General features: G+C 69.8%; 26 protein-coding genes and 5 tRNA genes. 11 read left to right on the forward strand and 20 right to left on the reverse strand.

Going from position 1 to position 24,459, the window contains the following annotated elements; translation table 11 throughout:
• Positions 1-10 precede the first annotated feature (10 nt).
• Positions 11-1,231, forward strand: coding sequence for an FAD-dependent monooxygenase (locus ABZ880_RS33880; protein WP_361270820.1), 1,221 nt, complete (start codon positions 11-13; stop codon positions 1,229-1,231).
• Here the strand turns inward: ABZ880_RS33880 and thiD are convergent.
• Both thiD and ABZ880_RS33890 read right to left on the reverse strand, forming a co-directional pair.
• Positions 1,194-2,006 carry a bifunctional hydroxymethylpyrimidine kinase/phosphomethylpyrimidine kinase gene (thiD, locus tag ABZ880_RS33885; protein ID WP_361270823.1) on the reverse strand — a complete coding sequence of 271 codons (813 nt, stop codon included), beginning with the start codon at positions 2,004-2,006 and terminating at the stop codon, positions 1,194-1,196. The two genes, ABZ880_RS33880 and thiD, sit on opposite strands and share 38 nt — an antisense overlap.
• Positions 2,003-2,968 (reverse strand): thiamine-phosphate kinase, encoded by a 966-nt coding sequence (locus ABZ880_RS33890; protein ID WP_361270826.1) that lies wholly within the window; start codon positions 2,966-2,968, stop codon positions 2,003-2,005. Before ABZ880_RS33890 ends, thiD begins: the two co-directional genes overlap by 4 nt.
• A 206-nt stretch (positions 2,969-3,174) precedes the next feature.
• Between ABZ880_RS33890 and ABZ880_RS33895 the strand changes: the two genes are divergently transcribed.
• Together ABZ880_RS33895 and ABZ880_RS33900 are read left to right on the forward strand one after the other, a co-directional pair.
• Positions 3,175-3,408 carry an Lrp/AsnC ligand binding domain-containing protein gene (locus ABZ880_RS33895; protein ID WP_003997603.1) on the forward strand — a complete coding sequence of 78 codons (234 nt, stop codon included), beginning with the start codon at positions 3,175-3,177 and terminating at the stop codon, positions 3,406-3,408.
• A gap of 20 nt (positions 3,409-3,428) precedes the next feature.
• Positions 3,429-3,932, forward strand: coding sequence for a DUF3515 domain-containing protein (locus tag ABZ880_RS33900; RefSeq protein ID WP_361270829.1), 504 nt, complete (start codon positions 3,429-3,431; stop codon positions 3,930-3,932).
• Here ABZ880_RS33900 and ABZ880_RS33905 read toward each other — a convergent pair whose 3' ends face one another.
• From ABZ880_RS33905 to ABZ880_RS33915, 3 genes are all read right to left on the reverse strand, one after another.
• Complete coding sequence (locus tag ABZ880_RS33905; protein WP_361270832.1) at positions 3,933-5,090, reverse strand: D-alanine--D-alanine ligase family protein; 1,158 nt, start codon at positions 5,088-5,090, stop codon at positions 3,933-3,935.
• 82 nt (positions 5,091-5,172) lie between these two features.
• Positions 5,173-6,183, reverse strand: a complete 1,011-nt coding sequence (locus tag ABZ880_RS33910; RefSeq protein WP_361270835.1) for an NAD(P)H-dependent glycerol-3-phosphate dehydrogenase — start codon at positions 6,181-6,183, stop codon at positions 5,173-5,175.
• The gene (locus ABZ880_RS33915; protein WP_361270838.1) at positions 6,180-6,956 is read right to left on the reverse strand and encodes a lysophospholipid acyltransferase family protein; all 777 of its coding nucleotides are present in this window, start codon (positions 6,954-6,956) and stop codon (positions 6,180-6,182) included. The genes ABZ880_RS33910 and ABZ880_RS33915 overlap by 4 nt, the downstream gene beginning before the upstream one ends.
• 155 nt (positions 6,957-7,111) lie before the next feature.
• Here ABZ880_RS33915 and cofC point away from each other — a divergent pair, with 155 nt between their 5' ends.
• Both cofC and ABZ880_RS33925 read left to right on the forward strand, forming a co-directional pair.
• Positions 7,112-7,750, forward strand: coding sequence for a 2-phospho-L-lactate guanylyltransferase (cofC, locus tag ABZ880_RS33920; protein ID WP_361270841.1), 639 nt, complete (start codon positions 7,112-7,114; stop codon positions 7,748-7,750).
• A gap of 145 nt (positions 7,751-7,895) precedes the next feature.
• Positions 7,896-8,099: a hypothetical protein gene (locus ABZ880_RS33925; protein WP_361270844.1), complete on the forward strand. Its 204-nt coding sequence runs from the start codon at positions 7,896-7,898 to the stop codon at positions 8,097-8,099.
• Between the two features lie 84 nt (positions 8,100-8,183).
• Here ABZ880_RS33925 and ABZ880_RS33930 read toward each other — a convergent pair whose 3' ends face one another.
• The 4 genes from ABZ880_RS33930 to leuC form a co-directional block, all read right to left on the reverse strand.
• Positions 8,184-8,837, reverse strand: coding sequence for an HU family DNA-binding protein (locus tag ABZ880_RS33930; RefSeq protein ID WP_361270847.1), 654 nt, complete (start codon positions 8,835-8,837; stop codon positions 8,184-8,186).
• Positions 8,838-8,974: 137 nt separating this feature from the next.
• The gene (locus ABZ880_RS33935; RefSeq protein ID WP_361270850.1) at positions 8,975-9,205 is read right to left on the reverse strand and encodes a hypothetical protein; all 231 of its coding nucleotides are present in this window, start codon (positions 9,203-9,205) and stop codon (positions 8,975-8,977) included.
• 265 nt (positions 9,206-9,470) lie between these two features.
• On the reverse strand, positions 9,471-10,064 hold the full coding sequence (gene leuD / locus ABZ880_RS33940) for a 3-isopropylmalate dehydratase small subunit (protein WP_361270853.1): 594 nt from the start codon (positions 10,062-10,064) through the stop codon (positions 9,471-9,473).
• Between the two features lie 5 nt (positions 10,065-10,069).
• Entirely contained in the window at positions 10,070-11,500 is a 1,431-nt protein-coding gene (gene leuC / locus ABZ880_RS33945) for a 3-isopropylmalate dehydratase large subunit (RefSeq protein ID WP_361270856.1), read from the reverse strand.
• Between the two features lie 190 nt (positions 11,501-11,690).
• Between leuC and ndgR the strand changes: the two genes are divergently transcribed.
• Complete coding sequence (ndgR, locus tag ABZ880_RS33950) at positions 11,691-12,407, forward strand: IclR family transcriptional regulator NdgR (protein ID WP_189188940.1); 717 nt, start codon at positions 11,691-11,693, stop codon at positions 12,405-12,407.
• 75 nt (positions 12,408-12,482) lie between these two features.
• Here ndgR and ABZ880_RS33955 read toward each other — a convergent pair whose 3' ends face one another.
• Positions 12,483-13,001, reverse strand: coding sequence for a DUF4188 domain-containing protein (locus ABZ880_RS33955; protein ID WP_361270859.1), 519 nt, complete (start codon positions 12,999-13,001; stop codon positions 12,483-12,485).
• Between the two features lie 89 nt (positions 13,002-13,090).
• Here ABZ880_RS33955 and ABZ880_RS33960 point away from each other — a divergent pair, with 89 nt between their 5' ends.
• Positions 13,091-13,735: a MerR family transcriptional regulator gene (locus tag ABZ880_RS33960; RefSeq protein WP_361270862.1), complete on the forward strand. Its 645-nt coding sequence runs from the start codon at positions 13,091-13,093 to the stop codon at positions 13,733-13,735.
• A gap of 46 nt (positions 13,736-13,781) precedes the next feature.
• Here the strand turns inward: ABZ880_RS33960 and ABZ880_RS33965 are convergent.
• The 10 genes from ABZ880_RS33965 to ABZ880_RS34010 all read right to left on the reverse strand — a co-directional run bounded on the left by ABZ880_RS33965 (position 13,782) and on the right by ABZ880_RS34010 (position 18,527).
• Positions 13,782-13,854, reverse strand: a tRNA-Glu gene (locus ABZ880_RS33965).
• A 28-nt stretch (positions 13,855-13,882) separates the two neighbouring features.
• Positions 13,883-13,954: transfer RNA gene (locus ABZ880_RS33970), tRNA-Gln, on the reverse strand.
• A gap of 20 nt (positions 13,955-13,974) precedes the next feature.
• A tRNA-Glu gene (locus ABZ880_RS33975) sits at positions 13,975-14,047 on the reverse strand.
• Positions 14,048-14,076: 29 nt separating this feature from the next.
• A tRNA-Glu gene (locus ABZ880_RS33980) sits at positions 14,077-14,149 on the reverse strand.
• Positions 14,150-14,171: 22 nt separating this feature from the next.
• Positions 14,172-14,243 (reverse strand) — tRNA-Gln (locus ABZ880_RS33985).
• Positions 14,244-14,334: 91 nt separating this feature from the next.
• A complete protein-coding gene (locus tag ABZ880_RS33990; RefSeq protein ID WP_361270865.1) occupies positions 14,335-15,066 on the reverse strand; it encodes an HAD family hydrolase in 732 nt (243 codons plus the stop codon).
• 50 nt (positions 15,067-15,116) lie between these two features.
• Entirely contained in the window at positions 15,117-15,791 is a 675-nt protein-coding gene (locus ABZ880_RS33995) for a DUF4241 domain-containing protein (RefSeq protein WP_361270868.1), read from the reverse strand.
• Between the two features lie 119 nt (positions 15,792-15,910).
• The gene (gltX, locus tag ABZ880_RS34000; protein WP_361270870.1) at positions 15,911-17,395 is read right to left on the reverse strand and encodes a glutamate--tRNA ligase; all 1,485 of its coding nucleotides are present in this window, start codon (positions 17,393-17,395) and stop codon (positions 15,911-15,913) included.
• Entirely contained in the window at positions 17,379-18,164 is a 786-nt protein-coding gene (locus ABZ880_RS34005) for a fumarylacetoacetate hydrolase family protein (RefSeq protein WP_361270873.1), read from the reverse strand. Before ABZ880_RS34005 ends, gltX begins: the two co-directional genes overlap by 17 nt.
• 174 nt (positions 18,165-18,338) lie before the next feature.
• Entirely contained in the window at positions 18,339-18,527 is a 189-nt protein-coding gene (locus tag ABZ880_RS34010) for a hypothetical protein (protein WP_361270876.1), read from the reverse strand.
• Between the two features lie 605 nt (positions 18,528-19,132).
• On the opposite strand from ABZ880_RS34010, the gene ABZ880_RS34015 reads away from it, so the two are divergent.
• From ABZ880_RS34015 to ABZ880_RS34030, 4 genes are all read left to right on the forward strand, one after another.
• Entirely contained in the window at positions 19,133-22,939 is a 3,807-nt protein-coding gene (locus ABZ880_RS34015; RefSeq protein ID WP_361270878.1) for a nitrate- and nitrite sensing domain-containing protein, read from the forward strand.
• A 9-nt stretch (positions 22,940-22,948) separates the two neighbouring features.
• Positions 22,949-23,362 carry a roadblock/LC7 domain-containing protein gene (locus ABZ880_RS34020; protein ID WP_003973453.1) on the forward strand — a complete coding sequence of 138 codons (414 nt, stop codon included), beginning with the start codon at positions 22,949-22,951 and terminating at the stop codon, positions 23,360-23,362.
• A 108-nt stretch (positions 23,363-23,470) separates the two neighbouring features.
• Positions 23,471-23,866 carry a DUF742 domain-containing protein gene (locus ABZ880_RS34025; protein WP_016432454.1) on the forward strand — a complete coding sequence of 132 codons (396 nt, stop codon included), beginning with the start codon at positions 23,471-23,473 and terminating at the stop codon, positions 23,864-23,866.
• Positions 23,847-24,422: an ATP/GTP-binding protein gene (locus ABZ880_RS34030; protein ID WP_015657619.1), complete on the forward strand. Its 576-nt coding sequence runs from the start codon at positions 23,847-23,849 to the stop codon at positions 24,420-24,422. Before ABZ880_RS34025 ends, ABZ880_RS34030 begins: the two co-directional genes overlap by 20 nt.
• Positions 24,423-24,459 lie beyond the last annotated feature (37 nt).

The raw sequence follows: 24,459 nt of genomic DNA on the forward strand, positions 1-24,459 counted from the left end.
AGCTCATCGCATGACGAAGAACACGACGAAGAAGCTCGCACACCTCAGCGTCCTGATCTCCGGCGCCAGCGTCGCCGGACCCGCCCTCGCCCTCAACCTCGCCCGGCTCGGCGCCCGCGTCACCGTCGTCGAGAAGGCGCCCGAACTGCGCGGCGGCGGCTTCGCGGTCGACTTCCGCGGCCATGTCCACCGCACGGTCCTGACCGCCATGGGCATCTGGGACGAGATCCACGCCCGCCAGACCCATATGGGCCGCCAGACCGTCGTCGACGCCGACGGCAGCCCGACCGTGGACCTGCCCGCCGAGATGATGAGCGGCGACGTGGAGATCTTCCGCGGCGACCTCGCGCAGATCATGTACGAGCGCACCAAGGACGACGTCGAGTACGTCTTCGGCGACTCGATCGCCTCCCTCGCCGAGGACGCCGACGGCGTCGACGTCACCTTCGACAAGGGCGCGCCCCGCCGCTTCGACCTGGTGGTCGGCGCCGACGGGCTGCACTCGAACACCCGTCGACTCGTCTTCGGCGACGAGTCCCGCTACCTGCGCTTCTTCGACCACTACGTGGCCGGCTTCGACGTCCCCAACCACCTCGGCCTGGACCGCACCGGCCGCGTCTACAGCGAGCCCGGCCGCGCGTTCGTCATCGGCAACTACGACGGCGATCCGGACCGCGCGGGCGCGCTGCTGGTCTTCCGGTCCGAGGAGCTGTCGTACGACCGCAGGGACGTCACGGCGGTGAAGGCGATCGTCCGGGAACGCTTCGCCGGGATGGGCTGGGAGACGCCGGCCGTGCTCAAGGCCCTCGACGAGGCCGACGACGTGTACTTCGACGCGATCGCCCAGATCCACGTCGACCGCCTCACCAAGGGGCGGGTGGCGCTGCTCGGGGACGCCGGGTACGGGGCGACCATGGGCGGCATGGGGACGGGTGTGGCGATCGTCGGCGCGTATGTCCTCGCCGGTGAACTCGCCCTCGCGGGCGGCGACTTCCGCACCGCCTTCGCCGAGTACGAGACCCGGATCCGGGACTTCGCCAAGGGCTGCCAGAAGATCTCCGGCAACGCCGGTCCGTTCTTCGCCCCGGCGACCGAGCGGCGCATCCGCAGCCGCGCCCGGATGTACCGGATCCTCAGCTCCCGCCCGCTGGCCCGCTTCTTCAAGAGGCTGACCGAGAAGGCGGCCACGAACATCAGGCTGAGGGAGTACCCGGCCCTGCTTGAGGCCTGAGGGCCCAGGCGTGGTCCACGGGCCCGATCCCGCCGCCCAGTGCGAACCCGGCGGCGATCGCCCCGGTGACGTACTCCTTGGCCGCCGCCACCGCCTCCGGCACGGACTGCCCCTTCGCGACCTGCGACGCGATCGCGGACGCGAGGGTGCAGCCCGTGCCGTGCGTGTGCCGGTTGTCGAGGCGCGGGGCGCGGAACCAGTGCTCCTCGGCGCCGTCGGTGAGCAGGTCGACCGCGTCGCCGGGGAGATGACCGCCCTTGATGAGCACCCACTTCGGCCCGTACGCCAGCACGGCCGCCGCGGCCTCCCGCAGCTGACCCTCCGACTCGACCCGTACGCCGGTGAGTTGGGCGACCTCGTCGATATTGGGGGTCGCCACGGTCGCCACCGGCAACAGCTTCGTCCGTACGGAATCCAGCGCGGACGCGGCCAGCAGCGGATCCCCGTGCTTGGAGACGCCCACCGGGTCCACGACGGCCGGCGCATCGGTGGAGCCGATCAACTCGGCCACCGCCTCGACCAGTTCGGCCGAGGCCAGCATCCCGGTCTTCACGGCCTGTACGCCGATGTCGTCGACCACACTCCGGTACTGGGCCCGCACCGCCTCCACCGGCAGCTCCCAAGCCCCCTGCACCCCGAGGGAGTTCTGCGCGGTGACCGCCGTGACGACGCTCATGCCGTGCACGCCGAGCGCGAGCATCGTCTTCAGGTCGGCCTGGATTCCGGCCCCTCCACCGGAGTCGGAGCCCGCGACCGTCAGCACCCGGGGCTTCACGACTCGATGTCCCCGAAGTGGTCCCAGCCGCCCTTGCTGGTCCACGGCGCCCCGTCGACCGTGACCTGGGGCAGCGCCGAGGGGTTGAGCACCTCGCCGATGACCTTCCAGCGGGCGGGCAGCTTCACGTCCGGCGGGAAGGTCGCCACGATCGCATGGTCCTCTCCCCCGGTCAGCACCCACTGCATGGGGTCGACGCCGACGGCCTGCCCGATGTCGTTCATCTGGGACGGGATGTCGATCGAGCCGGAGCGGATGTCGATACGGACCTTGCTGGCCTCGGCGATGTGCCCGAGGTCGGCGATCAGCCCGTCGCTCACGTCGCACATCGCGGTCGCACCGAGCGCGGCGGCCGCCGGACCCGCGTGGTACGGCGGCTCCGGACGCCGGTGCGCCTCCACGAACGCGCGCGGCGAGCGGAAGCCGCGGGAGAGCACCGCGTACCCGGCGGCGGACCAGCCCAGCCAGCCGGTCACCGCGACCAGGTCGCCGGGCTGGGCGCCGGCCCGGGTGATCGGCTCCTGGTTGCGCAGGTCGCCGAGCGCGGTGATCGCCACCGTGATCGTGTCACCCCGTACGACGTCCCCGCCGACCACGGAGGCGCCCGCCACCTGGCACTCGTCGCGCAGGCCGTCCATCAGCTCGCTCGGCCAGGTCACCGGGAGTTCGGCGGGCACGACCAGGCCGAGCAGCAGCGCGGTCGGCACTGCGCCCATGGCGGCGATGTCCGCGAGGTTCTGTGCGGCGGCCTTGCGGCCGACGTCGTAGGCGGTGGACCAGTCGCGGCGGAAGTGCCGTCCCTCCAGGAGGATGTCGGTGCTGGCCACGACCCGTCGGTCGGGTGCGGCGACCACCGCGGCGTCGTCGCCGGGGCCGACCCGGACCGCCGGGGTGGTGGTGAGACGGGAGGTGAGCTCCCTGATGAGCCCGAACTCCCCGAGCTCACCAACAGTGCCCTTCATTGCCCTTGCTCCCCTTCTGTCCCTTGCCGTGCCCGGTCGCGCGTCATCAGTGTCCTCGATACGGTCGAGATGACCGTCAACTTCTGTCGTGCCTGCACCCTGGCGCGCAAGCCCCGGTCTCCGCGGGTCTCCCCGCGGCGAGCGGCGACGCGATACCGTGGCGTTCCTTTTCCCCACATGATCCTCGTGGCCGCCCTGGAGGTTCCGTGGTACAGGCGTACATCCTGATCCAGACGGAGGTCGGCAAAGCGTCGACCGTCGCCGAAACGATCAGCAAGATTCCTGGGGTGATCCAGGCCGAGGACGTGACAGGACCTTATGACGTGATCGTGCGGGCCCAGGCCGACACCGTGGACGACCTCGGCCGCATGGTGGTCGCGAAGGTCCAGCAGGTGGACGGCATCACCCGCACCCTGACCTGCCCGGTCGTGCATCTGTAGCCCCCGTCTACCCTTGGCCGGTGAACTTCTTCCGTCACCGGCACCGCACTGTCCCCGCCGTTGTCGGGGTGCCCGCACTCACCGTCGTGTTGATCACGGCCGCGGGCTGCTCCTCAGCAGACGACAGCGCCCGGGCTGCGGTTCCCGGCCCGGGCGCGAAGGTCACCAAGCTGTGTCAGAACCTGGACAAGGTGCTGCCGTCCAAGGTCGACGGCCAGGGCCGCGAGGACCCCGAGCCCGCCTCCGCGCTGACCGCGGGCTGGGGCGACCCGGCGATCATACTGCGCTGCGGTGTCGACCGGCCCGCCGAGATGGACGACCCCGAAGCCGACGGGGTCGAGGTCAACGGGGTGGGCTGGCTCCTGCAGAAGCAGCAGGACGGGTCGTTCCGTTTCACGTCGACGCTGCGGAAGGCCTACGTCGAGGTGACGATCCCGAAGGACCGTACGGGAGACGGAATGGCTCCGCTGGTCGACCTCGCGAAGTCCGTCAAGAAGGCGATCCCCGCGGGGATCGCCGACTAGCTAACGAAGTCCCGTGGACCTGCGCAGCGCCGCCTGCACCAGGCGGTCCACCAGGTCGGGGTAACTGATCCCGCTCGCCTGCCACATCTGCGGGTACATCGAGATCGGCGTGAAGCCGGGCATGGTGTTGATCTCGTTGATCACGAACTCCCCGTCCTCCGTGAGGAAGAAGTCCGCGCGCACAAGGCCCTCGCAGCTCGCCGCCTCGAAGGCGTCCACCGCGAGCCGCTGCACCTCGGCCGTCTCCTCGGGCGTCAGCGGCGCCGGCACGATTCCCGGGGTCGAGTCGATGTACTTGGCCTCGAAGTCGTAGTACGCGTGGGCGTCCGGCGGCGGGATCTCCGCGGGCACGGAGGCCCTCGGCCCGTCCTCGAACTCCAGGACGCCGCACTCGATCTCGCGGCCCCGCACCGCCGCCTCGACGAGGATCTTCGGGTCGTGCCGCTGGGCCTCGGCGATCGCCTCGTCGAGCCCGGACAGGTCGTCGACCTTGGTGATGCCGATCGACGAACCCGCCCGCGCGGGCTTCACGAACAGCGGCCACCCGTGGTCGCCGGCAAGGTCGATGATCTTCTTGCGGGCGGCCGGCTCGTCCTGCTCCCACTCGCGGGGCCGGATCACCACGTACGGGCCGACCTTGAGCCCGAAGGAGGTGAACACCCGCTTCATGTACTCCTTGTCCTGGCCGACGGCCGAGGCGAGCACACCGGAACCCACGTACGGGATGCCGGAGAGCTCCAGCATGCCCTGCAGGGTGCCGTCCTCGCCGTACGGGCCGTGCAGGACGGGGAAGACGACGTCGATCTCGCCGAGCGCCTTGGGCACCGATCCCGGCTCGCTGTAGACGACTTCGCGGTTCGCGGGGTCGACGGGGAGCACCACTCCGCCCTCCCTCGACTCGGCGAGCTCCTCGACGTCGGGCGTACGGCGTTCGGTGATCGCCATGCGTTCCGGTTCGTCGGCGGTGAGCGCCCAACGGCCTTCCCGTGTGATGCCGATCGGCAGGACGTCGTACTTGGTCCGGTCGATCGCCTTCAGTACGGCGCCTGCGGTGACCGCGGAGATCCCGTGTTCGGAGCTGCGTCCGCCGAACACGACGGCCACGCGCGGCTTGCGAGGCGGCTGCTCAGGGCTCTGGGGGAGGTTCTCGGTGCTCATATCGCGTTGAGAGTACCCGGTGGTAGTGCCCTGAGACAGCGTCCGCCCCCGCGGCGAACGAGGCAAAAAACGGTGCGGTCGCTCAGCGTCGTTCCGGCTTCGCGCTGCGCGACATCAGCTCCTTGAGGGCCACCACCGGAGGCTTGCCCTCGTGCACGATGCCGACGACCGTCTCGGTGATCGGCATGTCGACGCCGTGCCGGCGGGCCAGATCCAGCACGGACTCACAGGACTTGACGCCCTCGGCGGTCTGCTTGGTGACCGCGATGGTCTCCTGCAGGGTCATGCCCTTGCCGAGGTTGGTGCCGAAGGTGTGGTTGCGCGACAGCGGCGAGGAGCAGGTCGCCACCAGGTCGCCCAGACCCGCGAGTCCGGAGAAGGTCAGCGGGTCGGCGCCCATCGCGAGGCCCAGCCGGGTCGTCTCGGCGAGACCGCGCGTGATCAGCGAGCCCTTGGCGTTGTCGCCGAGTCCCATGCCGTCCGCGATGCCGACGGCGAGACCGATGACGTTCTTGACCGCGCCGCCGAGTTCGCAGCCGACCACGTCCGTGTTCGTGTACGGCCTGAAGTACGGCGTGTGGCAGGCCGCCTGGAGCCGCTGGGCCACCGCCTCGTCGGTGCAGGCGACCACCGCGGCGGCCGGCATGCGGGCGGCGATCTCACGCGCGAGGTTGGGTCCGGTGACGACGGCGATACGGTCCTGGCCCACCTTGGCGACGTCCTCGATCACCTCGCTCATCCGCATGGCGGAGCCGAGTTCGACACCCTTCATCAGGGAGACGAGGATCGTTTCGGGCGCGAGCAGGGGCGCCCAGTCGGCGAGATTGCCGCGCAACGTCTGCGAGGGGACCGCGAGGACGGTGAAGTCGGCGCCGCGCGCGGCCTCGGCGGCGACCGTCGTCGCCCTTACGTTGTCCGGGAGTTCGACGCCGGGAAGGTAGTCGGGGTTCGTACGCGTGGAGTTGACCGCTTCCGCGAGTTCCGCGCGACGCCCCCACAGGGTGACCTCGCACCCCGCGTCGGCGAGCACCATCGCGAAGGCGGTGCCCCACGATCCGGTCCCGAAGACGGCCGCCTTGACGGGCTTGCTCACGTACCCTGCCCCTCTTCCTGCTGTGCCTTCTCCTGGTTCTGCGCCTGCGTCCTGCGCCGCTGCTCGATGCGCTCGCGGCGCGGGTCGTACGGCGTCGTGGGCGCCTTCTCGCCGCGGATCTCCTCCAGCTGGCGGGTGACGGCGGCCATGATGACCTCGGTCGCCTCCTTCAGGAGCTCCGGGGTCATCTCCTTGTCGTAGAAGCGCGAGAGGTCGACGGGCGGCCCCGCGAGGACGTGGTGGGTCTTGCGGGGGCGGATGTTGGGCTTCTTCGCGTACGGCGGCAGCAGTTCGTTGGCGCCCCACTGGGCGACGGGGATCACCGGGCACTTGGTCGTCAGGGCGACGCGTGCGGCACCCGTCTTGCCGGTCATGGGCCACTGGTTGGGGTCCCGGGTGATGGTGCCCTCCGGGTAGAAGGCGACGCACTCACCGCGCTCCACGGCGTCGATCGCGGCCCGGAAGGCGCTCAGCGCGTCCGTGGTCTCGCGGTAGACGGGGATCTGTCCGGTGCCGCGCATCACGGCGCCGATGAATCCTTTCTTGAAAAGGCCGCTCTTCGCCAGGAATCGCGGAACCCGTCCGGTGTTGTACTGATAGTGCGCGTACGCGAAGGGGTCCGCGTGGGAATTATGGTTCACCGCGGTGATAAATCCGCCGTCGGCCGGAATGTGCTCCATTCCGCGCCAGTCCCGCTTGATCAGAACCACCAGCGGCGGTTTGGCGATCACCGCTGCGAAGCGATACCAGAAGCCGATTCTGCGGCGGGGCACGCGGACACCTTCCTCTTGGGCCTGGGGGGCCGCACAAGTGTCGCCCCAGGCCGCCGGTCTGTCGAGAACACCGTACGCCCCGACGACGCGACCGCCAGATGGCCCAGGTGACGGCTGAGTGACAATGGCCGCGACAAGAGAGGGACGGAACGCTCGTGCAGTGGACGTTGGTCATACCCCTGAAACCCCTGTCGCGGGCCAAGAGCAGGCTCTCGGACACCGCGGCCGACGGGCTGCGCCCCGGGCTCGCTCTCGCCTTCGCGCAGGACACCGTGGCGGCCGCGCTGGCCTGCCCGGCAGTCGGGGATGTGGCAGTCGTCACGGATGACGCCCTGGCCGGCCGCGAGCTGGCCGCACTGGGCGCCCGTATCGTCCCCGACGAGCCGCGGGGCGGCCTCAACGCAGCCCTGGCGCACGGGGCGGCCGCCGTGCGCGCGGCACGCCCCGCAAGTCCCGTCGCGGCCCTGAACGCCGACCTTCCGGCACTGCGCCCCGCGGAATTGTCCCGGGTCCTCGACGCGGCCGCGGAATTCCCCCGTGCATTTCTCGCCGATGCGGCCGAAATCGGCACGACGTTGCTGGCCGCAACTCCCGTCCAGGAATTGCGCCCGTCCTTCGGCCCCGATTCCCGCGCCCGCCACCGCGCCTCCGGAGCCGTGGAACTGACCCTCGACGCGGTGGATTCGGTACGCCAGGACGTGGACACCGGCGAGGACCTGCGGGCGGCGCTGGCGCTGGGGGTAGGGCCGTACACGGCGGCGGTGTCTGCGGGACTGCTGCTTCCGGGCCCCTGAGGACCCGGGCCGCTGCAACATGCCGGGGGCGCGGGGCTGTGTCGATGTGCGGCTCCGCCGCGCGGGCGCGACCAGCCACAACGCGCCTGCAGCCGACAGAGAACCGGACCCAAACGGCGAGACCCGCACCCAGTAGGCTGCGGCCATGCAGGCCACCGCGTACACCTACGACCCCGAGACCCGCAGCGGGCAGGTACTCCTCGACGACGGCACCCCGTTGCCCTTCGACGCCGCCGCCTTCACCGCCGGAGGCCTCCGGCTGCTGCGGCCCGGGCAGCGGGTGCGGATCGAGGTGGAGGGGGCCGAGGACGGCCTCCGGATCACGCTGGTGACGCTCCAGACGCTCTGAACCCCCGTATCCGAGCCGCTTGAACACGCCGCGGGCCGGACTCCGTATCGGAGTCCGGCCCGGCGTGTGAGTGCCCCTGTGCCCTTACCTCTTGCGGGCCGTGGCCTTCTTGGCGGTGGTGGTTCGAGCCGTCGACTTCTTGGCGGGGGCCTTCTTGGCCGTCGCCTTCTTCGCCGGGGCCTTCTTGGCCGTCGCCTTCTTGGCCGTGGTCTTCTTCGCCGCGGAGGTCTTGGCGGCGCCCGTGGTCTTCTTGGCCGTCGTCTTCTTCGCGGTCGTCTTCTTGGCGGTGGCCGTGGTCTTCTTGGCCGTCGTCTTCTTCGCCGTGGTCTTCTTCGCGGCGGCCGTCGCCTTCTTGGCGGTGGTCTTCTTCGCCGCGGCCTTCTTGACCGTCGCCGAAGCCCCGCCGGTCAGGCTGCCCTTGGGCGCCTTCTTGACGGCGACCTCGCCGCCGCGCGGGAGCTTCTTCGAGCCGCTCACCAGGTCCTTGAAGCCCTGGCCCGCGCGGAAGCGCGGAACGGAGGTCTTCTTGACCCGAACCCGCTCGCCCGTCTGGGGGTTGCGGGCGTAGCGGGCCGGACGGTCCACCTTCTCGAACGAACCGAAACCGGTGACCGAGACCCGGTCTCCCGCAACGGTCGCACGGACGATGGCGTCCAGGACCGCGTCGACAGCCTCGGCGGCCTGCTGACGGCCACCGACCTTGTCGGCAATCGCTTCTACGAGCTGCGCCTTGTTCACGTCTTCCCCTTCGGAGACATTGCCAGAACGAAAGTGTTCAAGCTTTTTCGCACGTTAGGCAGATATATACCGCAAATCAAACACGAAACGGGCTTATCACCCTTGTGCCGCAACGAACTCGACTGCCTGGGACGTGTTCAGCGTTCCTCTTCGGGGAATCGCCCCTCCTCGAGGTCCGCCCTGAACCGCTCCAGGCGCCTTGCCGCGTCGGCGAGATCGTGCTTGGCCGCGGCCGTAATGACCAGCAGCTTCCGGGTCAGCGCCATCCGTACGCCCTCCGGGACTTGCAGTGCGCGCACCCTTGCGTGCGCTTCCTTGAGTTGGTCCGCGACTGCCGCATAGAGCTCGAGTTGGCCGTCGTGTTCCATGCACAGATTGTGCCATCTGGGGCGAGTTGTCGCCTGCGGGGGTCGCAACTGATGCCTCAAACGGCCTTCCGGGCTCCGGCGGAAGTCGCGCCTACAAGGCACGGCTACCCCCACAACAGCCTTCGTAACGTGGGAAGTTGGGGAGGACCGCGCGCGCCCGCGGGACCGTCCGGACGCAGAAACAGCAGTACCCCCGATCGGGCTGATCGGGGGTACTGCGGGGGTGATCAGGTGGCCGAAAGCCGACCCGCGAAGGCGCTTCGGGTCAGACCTGGAGCGTGCGCGGCTTGTACGACGGGCGCTTGGCCTCGTACGCGGCGATGTCGGCCTCGTTCTGAAGGGTGATGGAGATGTCGTCCAGTCCGTTCAGCAGCCGCCAGCGGGAGTTCTCGTCCAGCTCGAAGGAGGCGGTGATGCCCTCGGCGCGCACCTCGCGGGCCTCGAGGTCGACGGTGATCTCGGCCTGCGGGTCCTGCTCGGAGAGCTCCTGCAGCGCGTCCACGATCTTCTGCTCCAGAACGACCGTGAGCAGGCCGTTCTTCAGCGAGTTGCCGCGGAAGATGTCGGCGAAGCGGGAGGAGATCACGGTCTTGAAGCCGTAGTTCTGCAGCGCCCACACCGCGTGCTCGCGGGAGGAGCCGGTGCCGAAGTCGGGACCGGCGACCAGGACCGTGGCGCCCTGCCGCTCCGGGCGGTTGAGGATGAAGTTCTCGTCCTTGCGCCAGGCCTCGAACAGCCCGTCCTCGAAACCGTCCCGGGTCACCTTCTTGAGCCAGTGAGCAGGGATGATCTGGTCGGTGTCGACGTTGGAACGGCGCAGCGGGACGGCCCGGCCGGTGTGCGTGGTGAATGCTTCCATGACTCTCAGACTCCAGCGGGCGCGGCGGCGGTTACGTCGGTCAGGTCGGCGGGCGAGGCCAGGTGACCCAGCACCGCCGTGGCGGCGGCCACCTGCGGCGACACCAGGTGCGTACGGCCGCCCTTGCCCTGCCTGCCCTCGAAGTTGCGGTTGGAGGTGGAGGCGGAGCGCTCGCCCGGGGCCAGCTGGTCCGGGTTCATGCCGAGGCACATCGAGCAGCCCGCGTGCCGCCACTCGGCACCGGCCTCCTTGAAGACGACGTCCAGGCCCTCGGAGACGGCCTGCAGACCCACGCGCGCGGACCCCGGGACGACCAGCATCCGTACGCCGTCGGCGACTTTGCGGCCCCCGACGATCGCGGCGGCGGCCCGCAGGTCCTCGATGCGGCCGTTGGTGCAGGAGCCTACGAAGACGGTGTCCACCTTGATGGAGCGCAGCGACTGGCCGGCCTCCAACCCCATGTATTCCAGGGCCTTTTCGGCGGCGTGGCGCTCCGAAGCGTCTTCGTACGAAGCAGGGTCGGGGACGTTCGCCGAAAGGGGCGCGCCCTGACCGGGGTTGGTGCCCCAGGTGACGAACGGCGAGAGCGAGGCGGCGTCGATGACGACCTCGGCGTCGAACTCGGCGTCCTCGTCCGACTTCAGCGTCTTCCAGTACGCGACGGCGGCGTCCCAGTCCTCGCCCTCGGGGGCGTGGGCGCGGCCCTTGATGTACTCGAAGGTGGTCTCGTCGGGGGCGATCATGCCCGCGCGGGCACCGGCCTCGATCGACATGTTGCAGATGGTCATCCGGGCCTCCATCGAGAGCTTCTCGATGGCGGAGCCGCGGTACTCCAGGATGTAGCCCTGGCCGCCGCCCGTACCGATCTTGGCGATGATCGCCAGGATCAGGTCCTTGGCGGTGACGCCCTCGGGCAGTTCACCGTCGACCGTGATCGCCATGGTCTTCGGGCGGGCCAGCGGCAGCGTCTGGGTGGCCAGCACGTGCTCCACCTGGGAGGTGCCGATGCCGAACGCCAGCGCGCCGAACGCGCCGTGCGTGGACGTGTGGGAGTCACCGCACACGACCGTCGTACCGGGCTGGGTCAGACCCAGCTGCGGACCGACGACGTGCACGACGCCCTGCTCCACGTCGCCCAGCGAGTGCAGGCGCACACCGAACTCGGCGGCGTTCTTCCGCAGCGTCTCCAGCTGGACACGGGAGACCGGGTCCGCGATGGGCTTGTCGATGTCGAGGGTCGGGGTGTTGTGGTCCTCGGTCGCGATGGTGAGGTCGAGACGGCGCACCGGGCGGCCGCTCTTGCGCAGACCGTCGAAGGCCTGCGGGCTGGTCACCTCGTGCAGGAGGTGGAGATCGATGAAGAGAAGGTCGGGCTCGCCCTCGGCGCGCCGGACGACGTGGTCGTCCCAGACCTTCTCCGCGAGTGTCCTACCCATCGCTTTCCCTCCGGCCGGCAAAGGTGCGCCGGCCCAACTAGAGATCTTGTGGAGGCGACGCCCAATGGCCCCTGTTCCCGGGCACCCGCCGCCAGGCCCGTTGGTCTGCGGGCCGCTGTGCATACAAGGGTTGCGCGTCTCACGGAAAAAGGAACTTGCGTTTCACAGAGTGAGACGTGAGTATCGTTTCATGGACAACAGTAGCGGCGTCGGCGTTCTGGACAAGGCAGCCCTTGTCCTGAGCGCCCTGGAGTCCGGTCCGGCCACCCTCGCGGGTCTGGTCGCGGCGACCGGGCTGGCACGACCCACGGCCCACCGACTGGCCGTGGCTCTGGAACACCACCGCATGGTGGCACGAGACATGCAGGGCCGTTTCATCCTCGGCCCCCGCCTTGCCGAGCTGGCCGCGGCCGCCGGCGAGGACCGCCTCCTCGCGACGGCGGGCCCGGTGCTCACGCACCTGCGGGACATCACGGGCGAGAGTGCCCAGCTCTACCGCCGCCAGGGCGACATGCGCATCTGCGTCGCCGCGGCGGAGCGCCTGTCCGGCCTTCGGGACACGGTCCCGGTCGGCTCGACGCTCACCATGAAGGCGGGCTCCTCGGCGCAGATCCTGATGGCCTGGGAGGAGCCCGAGCGCCTGCACCGCGGCCTCCAGGGCGCCCGCTTCACGGCCACCGCGCTGTCGGGCGTACGACGCCGCGGCTGGGCCCAGTCCATCGGCGAGCGCGAGCCGGGCGTCGCGTCCGTCTCGGCGCCCGTACGCGGCCCGTCCAACCGCGTGGTGGCCGCCGTGTCCGTCTCCGGCCCCATCGAGCGCCTGACGCGCCACCCGGGCCGTATGCACGCCCAGGCGGTCATCGACGCCGCCGCCCGTCTCTCCGAGGCCCTGCGCCGCTCGGGCTGACCCCGGACCGGGACATCGACGAGGGGGCCTGCCCCAACGCCGCGGCAGGCCCCCTCGTTCCCCGATCCCCCCTGGTCACCCGGTCTTTTCGGCTGCCTTCGCCGACCTGTGCGCGAACCGGTCCCTGGCGTAGCGCCCCCGCTTCTCCACCGGCACCTGCCCGTGCGCGGCCGCGAGCCCGAACGCCGGCATGTCCGCGTAGATCGACTCGTACGACCCCTCCGGCACGACGTACGCCTCGTGCCACAGCCCCACGTGCTGCCGGGCCTTCCCCGCCTTCTCCTTGCGGTTGACGATCGCCCACGCCCGCCGGTGGAACATGTCCGAGGCGTGCGCGTACGCGTACAGCTTCTCCTTCGACTCCCAGTACTGGACGACGTAGTACGTCCGCGGCGAGGCCGTCAGCAGAACATGGCCGAGCAGCCCGCGCTCGGGCGCCTTCCCCAGCTCGCGCAGCATCCGCGGCATGGCCAGCAGCACCGGCAGCCAGTGATGCACGCCCCAGAAGTGGTTGATGCGCATCCCGATCAGCAGGACGACCACCTCGCCCTCGGTGTCCGCGGTGGTGCGACCCGGTACCGGCTTGGCGAACATGACGAGCCCCCGTTCCCCCTATCGGATAGCGGCACTATCCTTGTGAGCGATGATTGGATAGTGGCACTCCCCAAGGAAAGGCGCAAGAGATGCGGCTGGCTGAACTGAGCGAGCGCAGCGGGGTGTCGACCGCGACGATCAAGTACTACCTGCGCGAAGGGCTGTTGGCGCCCGGCCGCCAGATCAACACGACGACGGCCGAGTACGACGACGAGCACCTGCGCCGGCTGAAGCTGATCCGCGCGATGATCCAGGTCGGCCGGGTACCGGTGGCGACGGTCAGGGAGGTGCTGGGGCACGTGGACGACGACTCCCTGCCCCGCACGATCCGCCTGGGCGCGGCGGTCTGGGCACTGCCACAGGTGCCGGAACCGGACGCGGACGACGAGTTCGTGCAAGGCGCCCGGGTCGCGATGGAGGGGGTGCTCGAGAGCCTGGGGTGGACCCACGCGCAGTCCATGACGACGATCTCACCCTCCTTCCGCTCCCTCGTGGTGGCGGCGGCCGCGCTGCGCCGTCTCGGCTACGACTGGAGTCCCGAAGTCCTCGTGCCCTACGCCCGGTTGATGCACCAGGTGGCCGAGCTGGACATGGACTTCATGGAGACGCACACGTCGGAGGCGGAGAAGATCGAGGTCGCGATCCTGGGCGCGGTCCTCGTCGAACCGATGCTGCAGGCCCTGCACCGACTGGCGCAGGAGGAGGAGTCGACGCGCAGGTACGGCTACGAGTAGGCAACGCGAAAGGCCCTCCACCGAAGTGGAGGGCCTTCCCTGTGTGTACCCCCGACCGGATTCGAACCGGCGCTACCGCCTTGAGAGGGCGGCGTGCTAGGCCGCTACACAACGGGGGCGAGGATCTTACGTTTCCGCAGATCCGAGCTGGTCTACCTGGACTCGAACCAAGACTAACTGAACCAGAATCAGTCGTGCTGCCAATTACACCATAGACCAATGTGGTTTAGACCAGTTTGTACCCCCGACCGGATTCGAACCGGCGCTACCGCCTTGAGAGGGCGGCGTGCTAGGCCGCTACACAACGGGGGCCCTAGCGATCCCGAGTTGATCGAGATCAGTACCCCCGACCGGATTCGAACCGGCGCTACTGCCTTGAGAGGGCAGCGTGCTAGGCCGCTACACAACGGGGGCTTTTGCGGATGAGCTCCGCGAGCTGGCCTACCTGGACTCGAACCAAGACTAACTGAACCAGAATCAGTCGTGCTGCCAATTACACCATAGGCCACTGGAACGCAAGCCCTTGCGGGGATCTTGTTCTAGTTTGCTCCCCCGGTTCCCGGCCTTTCGGCCCGCTCCCCGGCGGCGCAGGAAGAACATTACCTGAAGGTGGACGGGGCTCCAAAACGGGTATCCGCGCCGAGGATCGCGGGGAGTTCGGCGAGGGAGGCGATCCGGTGCGGGCCTGCGGGGGCGTCGCCGCTGGTGTACGCGCCGTCGCGGTCGATCCAGACCGACAGCAGGCCCGCCTCGGCGGCACCGCGCCCGTCGATCTGCGGATGGTCGCCGACGTACGCCACTTGGTGCGGGGCGAGTTCCAGGGCGTCGCACGCGGCCAGGAAGGCGCCGGCCTCGGGCTTGGAGACGCCGAGTTCGGCGGCGCACAGGACGACCTCGAAGCGGTCGTACACACCGAGCGTGCGCAGCTTGCGGTCCTGGACGATGAGGCTGGAGTTGGACAGCACCGCGTGACGGTGGCTGGCGGCCAGGGCGTCCAGGGCCGGCAGGACGTCCGGGAAGAGGGCCCAGGCGGCCTCGTAGTGCGCCAGGTACCGCTGGAACCAGGCGTCGGCCGCGGCGTCGCTCAGCGGCTCGTCCAGGAACACCCGTATGCGTTCACGGCGCTGGTCCTCGAAGGTCAACTCCCCCGCCGAGAACCTCGCCCACTGCTGTTCGGTGATCTCCCGCCACCGCGCGAGAGCCTGCTCCGGAGTCTCCTCGCCGGCGAGCAGGCCCTCGGCCGTCAGATGGGAACGCATGCCCACCCGGTCCGCGGTCGTGTAGTCGAAGAGGGTGTCGTCGACGTCCCAGACCACGGCGTGAATGCTCATGATCCGACGGTAACTCCGGGGCCGGGGGCGCGTCCGTCGATCGGGGATTGTCACACGGGGGCGTCGGCCGGGTCGGGGGCGACGAAGAAGTCGGTGAGGAAGCAGGTGACCTCGCCGGTCGCCGAGCGCCCCACCCAGGTCGGGTAGGAGCCGTCGCCCCAGCCGGAGGTGAACGCGGCCAGCGTGTGGCCGGTGCCGAGGGAGGTGACCAGGTGCGGCCCCGCCGACCAGTCGCTGTTCTCGAATGCCTCCCACAGCGGCCCCTCTTCCTCCTGGGTCTCGGGGAAGGCCTCCTCGGCCGAGGCGTCGTAGAAGCAGCCGGTGCCGGCGTCGACGCCGTAGCCGAAGAACTCGTCGTCCTTGAGCTCGGCGGGGTCCTGTTCGGGCAGGAGGGCCAACTCCCAGGTCACGGTGGGTTCGTCGCGGATGACGAGCCGGGCCGCCGCCACGCGCAGGTGGGGGCGCTCGGCCGGGGGCTCGTCGGGGCGGGTGAGGGTCGCCACGGCCGCCTCGACCCGGTAGCGGCCGGGTTCGACGGTGACGGTGAAGGGCTCGATGTCCCCGGTCCCCAGATAGACGAACGGGTCGCAGGCGACGACCCGTCCGGTGGGCAGGTCGAGCGTCCCGCCGTCGGCCACGTGGATCACACCGGCGGTCCCGGACTCGTAGGCGAATATGCTGCCCGGTGTGAACAGCCAGGTGTAGTCGCGGGGGGACATCGGCATGACGGCGCCTTTCCGGATCTTGTGTGCGAACGAGCCGGAACACTAGTGCGCCCCACTGACAGCGACGACCGAGGGGCGGCGCCCGGTGATCCGGGTGCCGCCCCTCACGCGCGCGTGCGTTACGCGGCCAGCTTCGACAGCGCCGCGTCGATGCGGGCCAGCGTCTTCTCCTTGCCCAGGATCTCCAGGGACTCGAAGAGGGGCAGGCCGACCGTGCGGCCGGTGACGGCGACGCGGACCGGGGCCTGGGCCTTGCCGAGCTTGAGGCCGTGGGCCTCGCCGGCGGCCAGGACGGCCTCCTTGAGGGACTCGGCCGAGGTCCAGTCGGCGGACTCCAGCTTCTCCTTCGCCGTACGGAGGAGGGCGTCCGAGCCCTCCTTCATGGCCTTCTGCCAGCTCGCCTCGTCCGCGACCGGCTCCGGCAGGAACAGGAAGTCGACGTTGTCGGTGATCTCCGAGAGGACCTTCAGACGGGTCTGGGCGTGCGGGGCGACCGCCTGCCACTTGGCCTCGTCGAAGTCCTCCGGCGCCCACGGGGCGAAGGGGGCCTTCAGCCACGGGGCGCAGCGCTCCGTGAAGTCCTTCACGTCCAGCAGCCGGATGTGGTCGGCGTTGATCGCCTCGCACTTCTTCAGGTCGAAGCGGGCCGGGTTGGGCTGCACGTCCTTGATGTCGAAGGCCGCGATCATCTCGTCGATCGAGAAGATGTCCTGGTCCGCCGAGAGCGACCAGCCCAGCAGGGACAGGTAGTTGAGCAGGCCCTCAGGCAGGAAGCCGCGCTCGCGGTAGAGGTTCAGCGACGACTGGGGGTCGCGCTTCGACAGCTTCTTGTTGCCCTCGCCCATCACGTACGGCAGGTGGCCGAACTGCGGGATCTGCTTGGCGATTCCGAGCTCGATCAGCGCCTTGTAGAGGGCGATCTGGCGGGGCGTGGAGGAGAGCAGGTCCTCGCCGCGCAGGACGTGGGTGATCTCCATCAACGCGTCGTCGACGGGGTTCACGAGCGTGTAGAGGGGGGCTCCGTTCGCTCGTACGATCCCGTAGTCCGGGACGTTCTCCGGCGTGAAGGTCAGCTCGCCGCGGACCAGGTCCGTGAAGGTGATCGTCTCGTCGGGCATGCGGAAGCGGACGATCGCCGTACGGCCCTGGGCCTTGTACTCCTCGACCTGCGCGTCCGTGAGGTCGCGGCAGTGGCCGTCGTAGCCGGACGGCTTGCCGGCCGCGCGGGCGGCCTCGCGGCGGGTGTCCAGCTCCTCCTGGGAGCAGTAGCAGTGGTAGGCGTGGCCGGCGTCCAGGAGCTTGGCGGCGACGTCCTTGTAGAGGTCCATCCGCTGCGACTGGCGGTAGGGCGCGTGCGGGCCGCCGACCTCGGGGCCCTCGTCCCAGTCGAAGCCCAGCCAACGCATCGCGTCGAGCAGCTGGTTGTAGGACTCCTCGGAGTCGCGGGCCGCGTCGGTGTCCTCGATGCGGAAGACCAGGGTGCCCTGGTGGTGCCGGGCGAAGGCCCAGTTGAACAGGGCGGTGCGGACCAGGCCCACATGGGGGTTACCGGTGGGTGAGGGGCAGAAACGTACGCGGACGGGTGCGCTAGCCACGCTTGACAACCTTGTTGGTGAGAGTGCCGATGCCTTCGATGGTGACGGCGACCTCGTCGCCGACGGTGAGCGGCCCGACGCCTGCCGGGGTGCCCGTGAGGATCACGTCGCCGGGGAGCAGCGTCATGGCCTCGGAGATGTTGACGATCAGGTCCTCGATGGGGTGGATCATCTCGCTGGTGCGGCCGAGCTGGCGTTGTTCGCCGTTGACCGTGAGCTGGATGGTCAGGTCGGACGCGGTCGCGAGGTCGAGGTCGGTCTCCACCCAGGGGCCGAGGGGGCAGGAGCTGTCGAAGCCCTTGGCCCGCGCCCACTGCTTCTCGCGCTTCTGCACATCACGGGCGGTGACGTCGTTCGCACAGGTGTAGCCGAAGATCACGTCGGGCACGCGCTCGCGCGGGACCTCGCGGCACATGCGGCCGATGACGACGGCCAGTTCGGCCTCGTGGTGCAGGTCCTCGGTGAAGGAGGGGTACTGGATCTCGTCGCCGGGGCCGATCACCGAGGTGGACGGCTTGAAGAAGGCGAAGGGGGCGTCGGGAACCTCGTTGCCCAGCTCGCGCGCGTGCTCCGCGTAGTTGCGGCCGAAGGCCACGACCTTGTTGGGGAGCACCGGCGGGAGCAGCCGCACCTTGCTCAGCGGCACCTTCGTACCGGAGAGCTCGAAGTCCGCGAACGGGATGCCCTTGATGATGTCGAGGACGAGCTCGTCCGGTCTGTCGCCCTCGACCGCGCCGAAGGCGACGTTCCCGTCGATGGAGAATCTGGCGATGCGCACGGGATTCTGGCGCCCCTCACTGAGCCTGCTGGAGTCTGACGCTCCAGGCTAACGCGGGAGGGGGGCCGCGCCTCGCGCATTACGGCGTACGCGGGGCCGCCTTGAACGATCTGCCGAGTCGATCTTCCAAGTGATCCGCTCGACCTGTTGAATGATCTACGACCCCTGCGCGTACTACTGGGCGACGGAGGCCGTGGCGGGGACCTCCACGAGGACGGTGCGACGGGGATTGGCGGTCTGGGTGGGGAGATCGACGGAGTGTTCCGGCTGCTCCGGGGTCTGCAGTGCGTCGGCGTCGTCCAGGTGCGCCAGCGTCGTGCGCCGCGGGTTGGCTATGTTGTGGAACATCATCGTCGTCTTCACGGTTGTACTTGACCCTGTCGTACTCGGGCGCCGGTGGAGGCCCAATGGCCTCTCGCGCGGGCGCGGTTGTCAAAGCGCTACGTCTTGTAAAGCGCCAGGCTAAACATCCAATTCCCCGGCGAAGACGTGAAGACCCCATGATCGGCATGTGAGTTTGCTCACGGAGCCGCAGGCAAACCGGTCAATTCAGGCCCGCAATCCACCCCAACGAAACGGACATTGACCCCCTGAAGCCACCATTCCGCTCCTGATCATGGCGACTGGGACACCGCTCCCACCTGGGGGACTCGCGGGCATAAGTCCGTTATGGACGAGATCTCGTTCTACGTCCGGTGACCCGGCACTCACATGCTGTCACGTAGGTCACGGCATGGCCCTCGGCCCTTGTTGGAGATCCTGCACTGTGCTGGAATTCCACGGACCGCCGCAGGATCGAGCCGGCGCACAGGGGGCGCGACAGAGCGCCGCGTGGCGGCGAGAAGGGGGAACCAGCGGCCGGTCACTCACGACCGAACAGGGGGCGTATTCAGGGCGCTCCCCAAAACGCCGACACCGTGTCTTTCCGTTCACGCGGAGAGGCGCCTGGTCCAGAGGTTGCGACGCTAGTGCAGGGACGTTTCAAGAGGGATGGCAGTGCTTCGGCGGAGCCGGAGCCGCACGGCGGGACTGGCCCCAATGTCGGCAGTTCCTCGCCCCAGCACGCCCAGAATCAGGGCCCGACTGCGTCCGGCGACTCCGGTGCGCGCCCCGGCGCCGGGGCCCCTTCCGGGCCTCCGAGCGCCGCTCCCCCGGCGATAAAGCCGCCGACGGGCCCGAGCGGCCCCGGCTCGCGCCTGGCGCTGCGCAACTGGCGCATCTCCACGCGTCTGGTGTCGCTGCTGGCCCTTCCCGTGGTCGCGGCCACCTCGCTGGGCGCCCTGCGCATCAGCGACAACATGGACGACATCCAGCAGCTCGACAACATGAAGCTGCTGACGGAGATGACCAAGCAGGCCACCGAGCTGGCCGCGGCTCTCCAGGACGAGCGCGACCAGTCCGCCGGTCCGCTGGCGCACGGCTCCAAGGCCAGCGACTACACGGTCAAGGGCTACCGGGACAAGACCGACCGCGCCCGGCAGAACTTCACCGACGCGGCCGAGGAGATCGACACCTCCAACAAGGACGGCAAGCTCCAGGGCGTCCGCGAGAGCCTGGTCAGCGTCGTCAGCGACCTGGAGACCCTCGCCAAGATTCGCGACACCGCGTACGAGGCCAAGGGCAACTCGACGCAGACGGTCGAGGCCTACCACCGCCTGATCACGCACCTGCTGGACCTCTCGCAGGACATGGCGGAGGCCACCAGCAACCCCGAGATGATCCAGCGCACGCGCGCCCTGGCGTCCTTCTCCTCCGCCAAGGAGTACGCGTCCGTCCAGCGCGCGGTCCTCGCAGCGGCCCTGCCGGCGAACAACACCAACGTCGGCAAGCTGTCGGAGAACGACCGGCTCTACGCCCAGTCGGCGCTGCAGAGCCAGAACTCCGAGCTGCGCAGCTTCAAGAGCATCTACGGCACCGACAAGGCCGTCGCCCTCCTCAAGCCCATCGAGGAGAACAACGCGACGATCAAGGCCACCAACACCTACGCGACCCGCGCCCTGGCCGGCACCGACGGTCTGCAGGACCTGCAGAAGCGTTCGTACCAGGACTGGGTGGACGACAGCTCGACCAAGATCGAGCAGATGAAGAAGATCGAGCACTCGCTGCTCGAGGACATGGAGCAGAAGGCCCGCGAGCTGCGTGCCTCCTCCGAGCAGGAAGCGATCATCTCCGGTGCGCTGATCCTGCTCGTCCTCGGCGTCTCGCTCGTCGGCGCCTTCGTCGTCGCCCGCTCCATGATCCGCTCGCTGCGCCGGCTGCAGGAGACGGCCACCAAGGTCGCCCAGGACCGGCTGCCCGAGCTGGTCAAGCAGCTCTCCGAGTCGGACCCGCAGGACGTCGACACCTCCGTCGAGTCGGTCGGTGTGCACTCCAAGGACGAGATCGGCCAGGTGGCCGCGGCCTTCGACGACGTGCACCGCGAGGCGGTCCGACTCGCCGCCGAGCAGGCCCTGCTGCGGGGCAACGTCAACGCGATGTTCACCAACCTCTCGCGCCGCTCCCAGGGTCTGATCCAGCGCCAGCTGTCGCTGATCTCCGAACTGGAGTCCCGCGAGGCCGACCCGGACCAGCTGTCCTCGCTGTTCAAGCTCGACCACCTCGCGACGCGTATGCGCCGTAACGGTGAAAACCTCCTGGTCCTCGCGGGTGAGGAGCCCGGCCGCCGCTGGACCCGCCCGGTCCCGCTGGTCGACGTGCTCCGCGCCGCCGCGTCCGAGGTGGAGCAGTACGAGCGCATCGAGCTGGCCGCCGTGCCGACCACCGAAGTGGCCGGCCGTGTGGTCAACGACCTCGTGCACCTGCTCGCCGAGCTGCTCGAGAACGCGACCTCCTTCTCCTCGCCGCAGACCAAGGTCAAGGTCACCGGTCACGCGCTGCCCGACGGCCGCGTCCTGATCGAGATCCACGACACCGGTATCGGCCTCTCCCCCGAGGACCTCGCGGCGATCAACGAGCGGCTCGCCTCGCCGCCCACCGTGGACGTCTCCGTCTCCCGCCGCATGGGCCTCTTCGTGGTCGGTCGGCTGTCCCAGCGGCACGGCATCCGCATTCAGCTGCGCCCGTCCGACTCCGGTGGTACGACCGCGCTGGTCATGCTCCCCGTCGACGTCGCCCAGGGCGGCAAGAAGCCGGCTCCGGGCAAGCCCGGCGCCCCCGCGTCGAGCGGTGGTCCGGCCGCCGCGCAGGCCGCCGCAGGTGTGGCCGCCGCGCGTCGCCAGGCCGGTTCCGGCACAGGCGGCGGCTTCGGCGGCGGTGCCCTCGGCGCCGGTGCAGGTGCGTCCGGCGGCGGTCGGCTCGGTGCCGGTCAGGGCCCCCGGGCCGCGCTGCCCGGTGCGGGCGGCAACGGCAACGGCGGCCGTCCGGGCGCCCCGGGCGGAGCGCGTGGACCGCAGTCCCCGGCGGCTCCCCAGCAGGGCCGGCCGACTCCCGCGGGTGCGGGCGCCGGGTTCGGTCAGGCGCCCGGTGCCCCGCAGGGTATGCAGGCCGCGGGCACCGGTCAGGACAGCTTCGGCGGCGCTCGTGGCGCCGTACCGCCGCAGTCCACGGGCAGCGCCAACAACTCGGACTCCGGGAACGAGCAGCGCGGCCGGCGCGGGCGTCAGCCCCAGCTGCCGGGCCGCGGCGGTCCGCGTGCCGAGCTGCCCGGCGGCAACCCGCAGGGCCGCCCGAGCTGGAGCGACGAGAACGCGCAGCCGCCGGTGCCGCGGGCCTCGCTGGACACCCCGCGCGGTCACGACGAGACCTCGCAGATGCCGCGGATCGACGACCGTCAGGGCCCGGCCTCGACCTCCCAGATGCCGGCGATCCCGCGCGGCGACGACCGCCAGGGTCCCGGTTCCACCTCCGAGTTCTCCCGCCCCGACTTCGGCGCGAGCAACAACCCGCAGCACACGGGTCAGTTCGCCCGTCCCGGCGCGGACTCGCCGCAGAACACGGGCCAGTTCGGCCACCAGGACTTCGGCGCACCGCAGCCCGGCACGAACGGCGCGCAGAACCCGGGCCAGTTCGTCCGCTCGGACGTCTTCGGCTCCCCGAACGGGCAGAACAACCCGAACAACCCCGCCAACACGGGCCAGTTCGCGATCCCCCAGGCGTACGACTCCGGTTCCACCGGCCAGTTCGCGACGCCGGGCTACGACAACGGCTCCACCGGGCAGCACAACCTGCCGGGTCGTCAGAACCCCGGGAACACCGGGCAGTTCGAGCGCCCGCAGGCCGGCAACCAGAGCGACTTCGGTGCTCCGCGGCCGCCCGTACCGCCGCGTCCGCAGCAGCGGCCCGTCCGCCAGGAGCCCGAGGCACTGCCGCCGGCGTCCGGTCCCGGCGACGGTCGTACGCCGCTGTACGACACGCTGGAGACCAACTGGTTCCACGGCGGCCAGCCGGGCGGGCAGCCGGGCAACGGCGCCGCTCCGGCCCCGCAGCAGCCGCAGGCTCCCACGGCCCCGCAGCCCGCTGCCTCCTCCCAGCGTCCCGTCACCTCCAGCTGGCGCAGCTCTCCGAACGACGACCTCGTCCGGCAGGCGGAGCGCGTACGGCAGCCGGCGGCGGGCGGCGTCACCACCTCCGGCCTGCCGCGCCGGGTGCCCCGGGCGAACCTCGTCCCGGGCACGGCTCAGCAGCAACAGCACCAATCCGGTCCGGCAGTCTCGCGTGCGCCTGACGACGTACGCGGCCGTCTGACCAATCTCCGTCGGGGCATCGCGCAGGGTCGCCAGGCCGGATCCGGCCAGACCGGCAGCTTCCCGAGCCCCACTCACCAGCAGGAGCGATAGTTGAGCCAGATGAGCCAGGCGGCACAGAACCTCAACTGGTTGATCACCAACTTCGTGGACAACACCCCCGGTGTGTCCCACACCGTCGTCGTGTCAGCCGACGGTCTCCTTCTGGCGATGTCGGAAGGCTTCCCGCGGGACCGCGCAGACCAGCTGGCGGCCGTCGCGTCCGGGCTCACCTCGCTGACGGCCGGGGCCTCCCGGATCTTCGAGGGCGGCAACGTGGCGCAGACGGTCGTCGAGATGGAGCGGGGCTTCCTCTTCCTGATGTCCGTCTCGGACGGTTCGTCCCTGGCCGTGCTCGCGCACCCCGAGTGCGACATCGGCCTGGTCGGCTACGAGATGGCGCTGCTCGTCGACCGGGCAGGTGCGGTCCTCACACCGGACCTGCGCGCCGAACTACAGGGCAGTCTGCTCCACTGACCCGCCCAGGATCCACCCCCGTCACCACATCACCGTCCGGCCGCCACAATCCCCCCACGGCCAACAGACGGCCAGCCCGATCGACTTGCTGTCCCGCCCGGAGGATTCATGACCCCGCCCACCGCCTCTCATGATCCGTACGCGGAGCCGTACGAGGATGAGGGCGACCAGCCGCTGGTACGTCCGTACGCGATGACCGGTGGCCGGACGCGGCCGCGCTATCAGCTCGCCATCGAGGCGCTGATCAGCACCACGGCCGACCCGGCAGCACTCATGGGGCTGCTCCCGGAGCACCAGCGCATCTGCCACCTGTGCCGTGAGGTGAAGTCGGTCGCGGAGGTTTCGGCGCTTCTGGCCATGCCGCTGGGCGTGGCCCGCATTCTCGTCGCGGACCTGGCCGAGGCCGGGCTCGTCGCCATCCACCAGCCGGGCGGCGACGAGACGACCGGTGCGCCGGACGTGACACTGCTCGAAAGGGTGCTCAGTGGACTTCGCAAGCTCTGACGGAGGGCGGGCGACCACCTCCGCGAAGATCGTGGTGGCGGGTGGCTTCGGCGTCGGCAAGACGACCTTCGTGGGCGCCGTCTCCGAGATCAACCCGCTGCGCACCGAGGCCGTGATGACGTCCGCGTCCGCGGGCATCGACGACCTGACCCACACCGGGGACAAGACCACCACCACGGTGGCCATGGACTTCGGCCGCATCACGCTCGACCAGGACCTGATCCTGTACCTCTTCGGTACGCCGGGTCAGGACCGCTTCTGGTTCATGTGGGACGACCTGGTCCGCGGTGCGATCGGCGCGGTGGTGCTCGTGGACACCCGGCGCCTGGCCGACTGCTTCCCGGCCGTCGACTACTTCGAGAACAGCGGTCTGCCGTTCGTCGTCGCCCTCAACGGCTTCGACGGGCATCAGCCCTATGCTCCCGAGGAGGTCCGCGAGGCGCTGCAGATCGGACCGGACACTCCGATCATCACGACGGACGCCCGGCACCGCTCCGATGCCAAGAGTGCGCTGATCACGCTGGTCGAGCACGCTCTCATGGCACGGCTGAGGTAGCACCCAAGTCAGCGATGTTGTACGGCAGTTGTCGTAG

The organism is Streptomyces sp. NPDC047043 (assembly GCF_040644055.1).
In the GTDB taxonomy this organism is placed as follows: domain Bacteria; phylum Actinomycetota; class Actinomycetes; order Streptomycetales; family Streptomycetaceae; genus Streptomyces.

What these genes read in the sequence shown, in the direction of transcription:
- ABZ880_RS33925 (WP_361270844.1), top strand. Translation starts at nt 7,896, where the DNA reads ATGCAGGCCACCGCGTACACCTACGACCCCGAGACCCGCAGCGGGCAG.
- ABZ880_RS34025 (WP_016432454.1), top strand. Translation starts at nt 23,471, where the DNA reads ATGACCCCGCCCACCGCCTCTCATGATCCGTACGCGGAGCCGTACGAG.
- ndgR (WP_189188940.1), top strand. Translation starts at nt 11,691, where the DNA reads ATGGACAACAGTAGCGGCGTCGGCGTTCTGGACAAGGCAGCCCTTGTC.
- leuD (WP_361270853.1), bottom strand. Translation starts at nt 10,064, where the DNA reads ATGGAAGCATTCACCACGCACACCGGCCGGGCCGTCCCGCTGCGCCGT.
- ABZ880_RS33995 (WP_361270868.1), bottom strand. Translation starts at nt 15,791, where the DNA reads ATGCCGATGTCCCCCCGCGACTACACCTGGCTGTTCACACCGGGCAGC.
- ABZ880_RS33990 (WP_361270865.1), bottom strand. Translation starts at nt 15,066, where the DNA reads ATGAGCATTCACGCCGTGGTCTGGGACGTCGACGACACCCTCTTCGAC.
- leuC (WP_361270856.1), bottom strand. Translation starts at nt 11,500, where the DNA reads ATGGGTAGGACACTCGCGGAGAAGGTCTGGGACGACCACGTCGTCCGG.
- ABZ880_RS33890 (WP_361270826.1), bottom strand. Translation starts at nt 2,968, where the DNA reads ATGAAGGGCACTGTTGGTGAGCTCGGGGAGTTCGGGCTCATCAGGGAG.
- ABZ880_RS33905 (WP_361270832.1), bottom strand. Translation starts at nt 5,090, where the DNA reads ATGAGCACCGAGAACCTCCCCCAGAGCCCTGAGCAGCCGCCTCGCAAG.
- ABZ880_RS33955 (WP_361270859.1), bottom strand. Translation starts at nt 13,001, where the DNA reads ATGTTCGCCAAGCCGGTACCGGGTCGCACCACCGCGGACACCGAGGGC.
- ABZ880_RS34020 (WP_003973453.1), top strand. Translation starts at nt 22,949, where the DNA reads ATGAGCCAGGCGGCACAGAACCTCAACTGGTTGATCACCAACTTCGTG.
- ABZ880_RS33880 (WP_361270820.1), top strand. Translation starts at nt 11, where the DNA reads ATGACGAAGAACACGACGAAGAAGCTCGCACACCTCAGCGTCCTGATC.
- ABZ880_RS33960 (WP_361270862.1), top strand. Translation starts at nt 13,091, where the DNA reads ATGCGGCTGGCTGAACTGAGCGAGCGCAGCGGGGTGTCGACCGCGACG.
- ABZ880_RS33935 (WP_361270850.1), bottom strand. Translation starts at nt 9,205, where the DNA reads ATGGAACACGACGGCCAACTCGAGCTCTATGCGGCAGTCGCGGACCAA.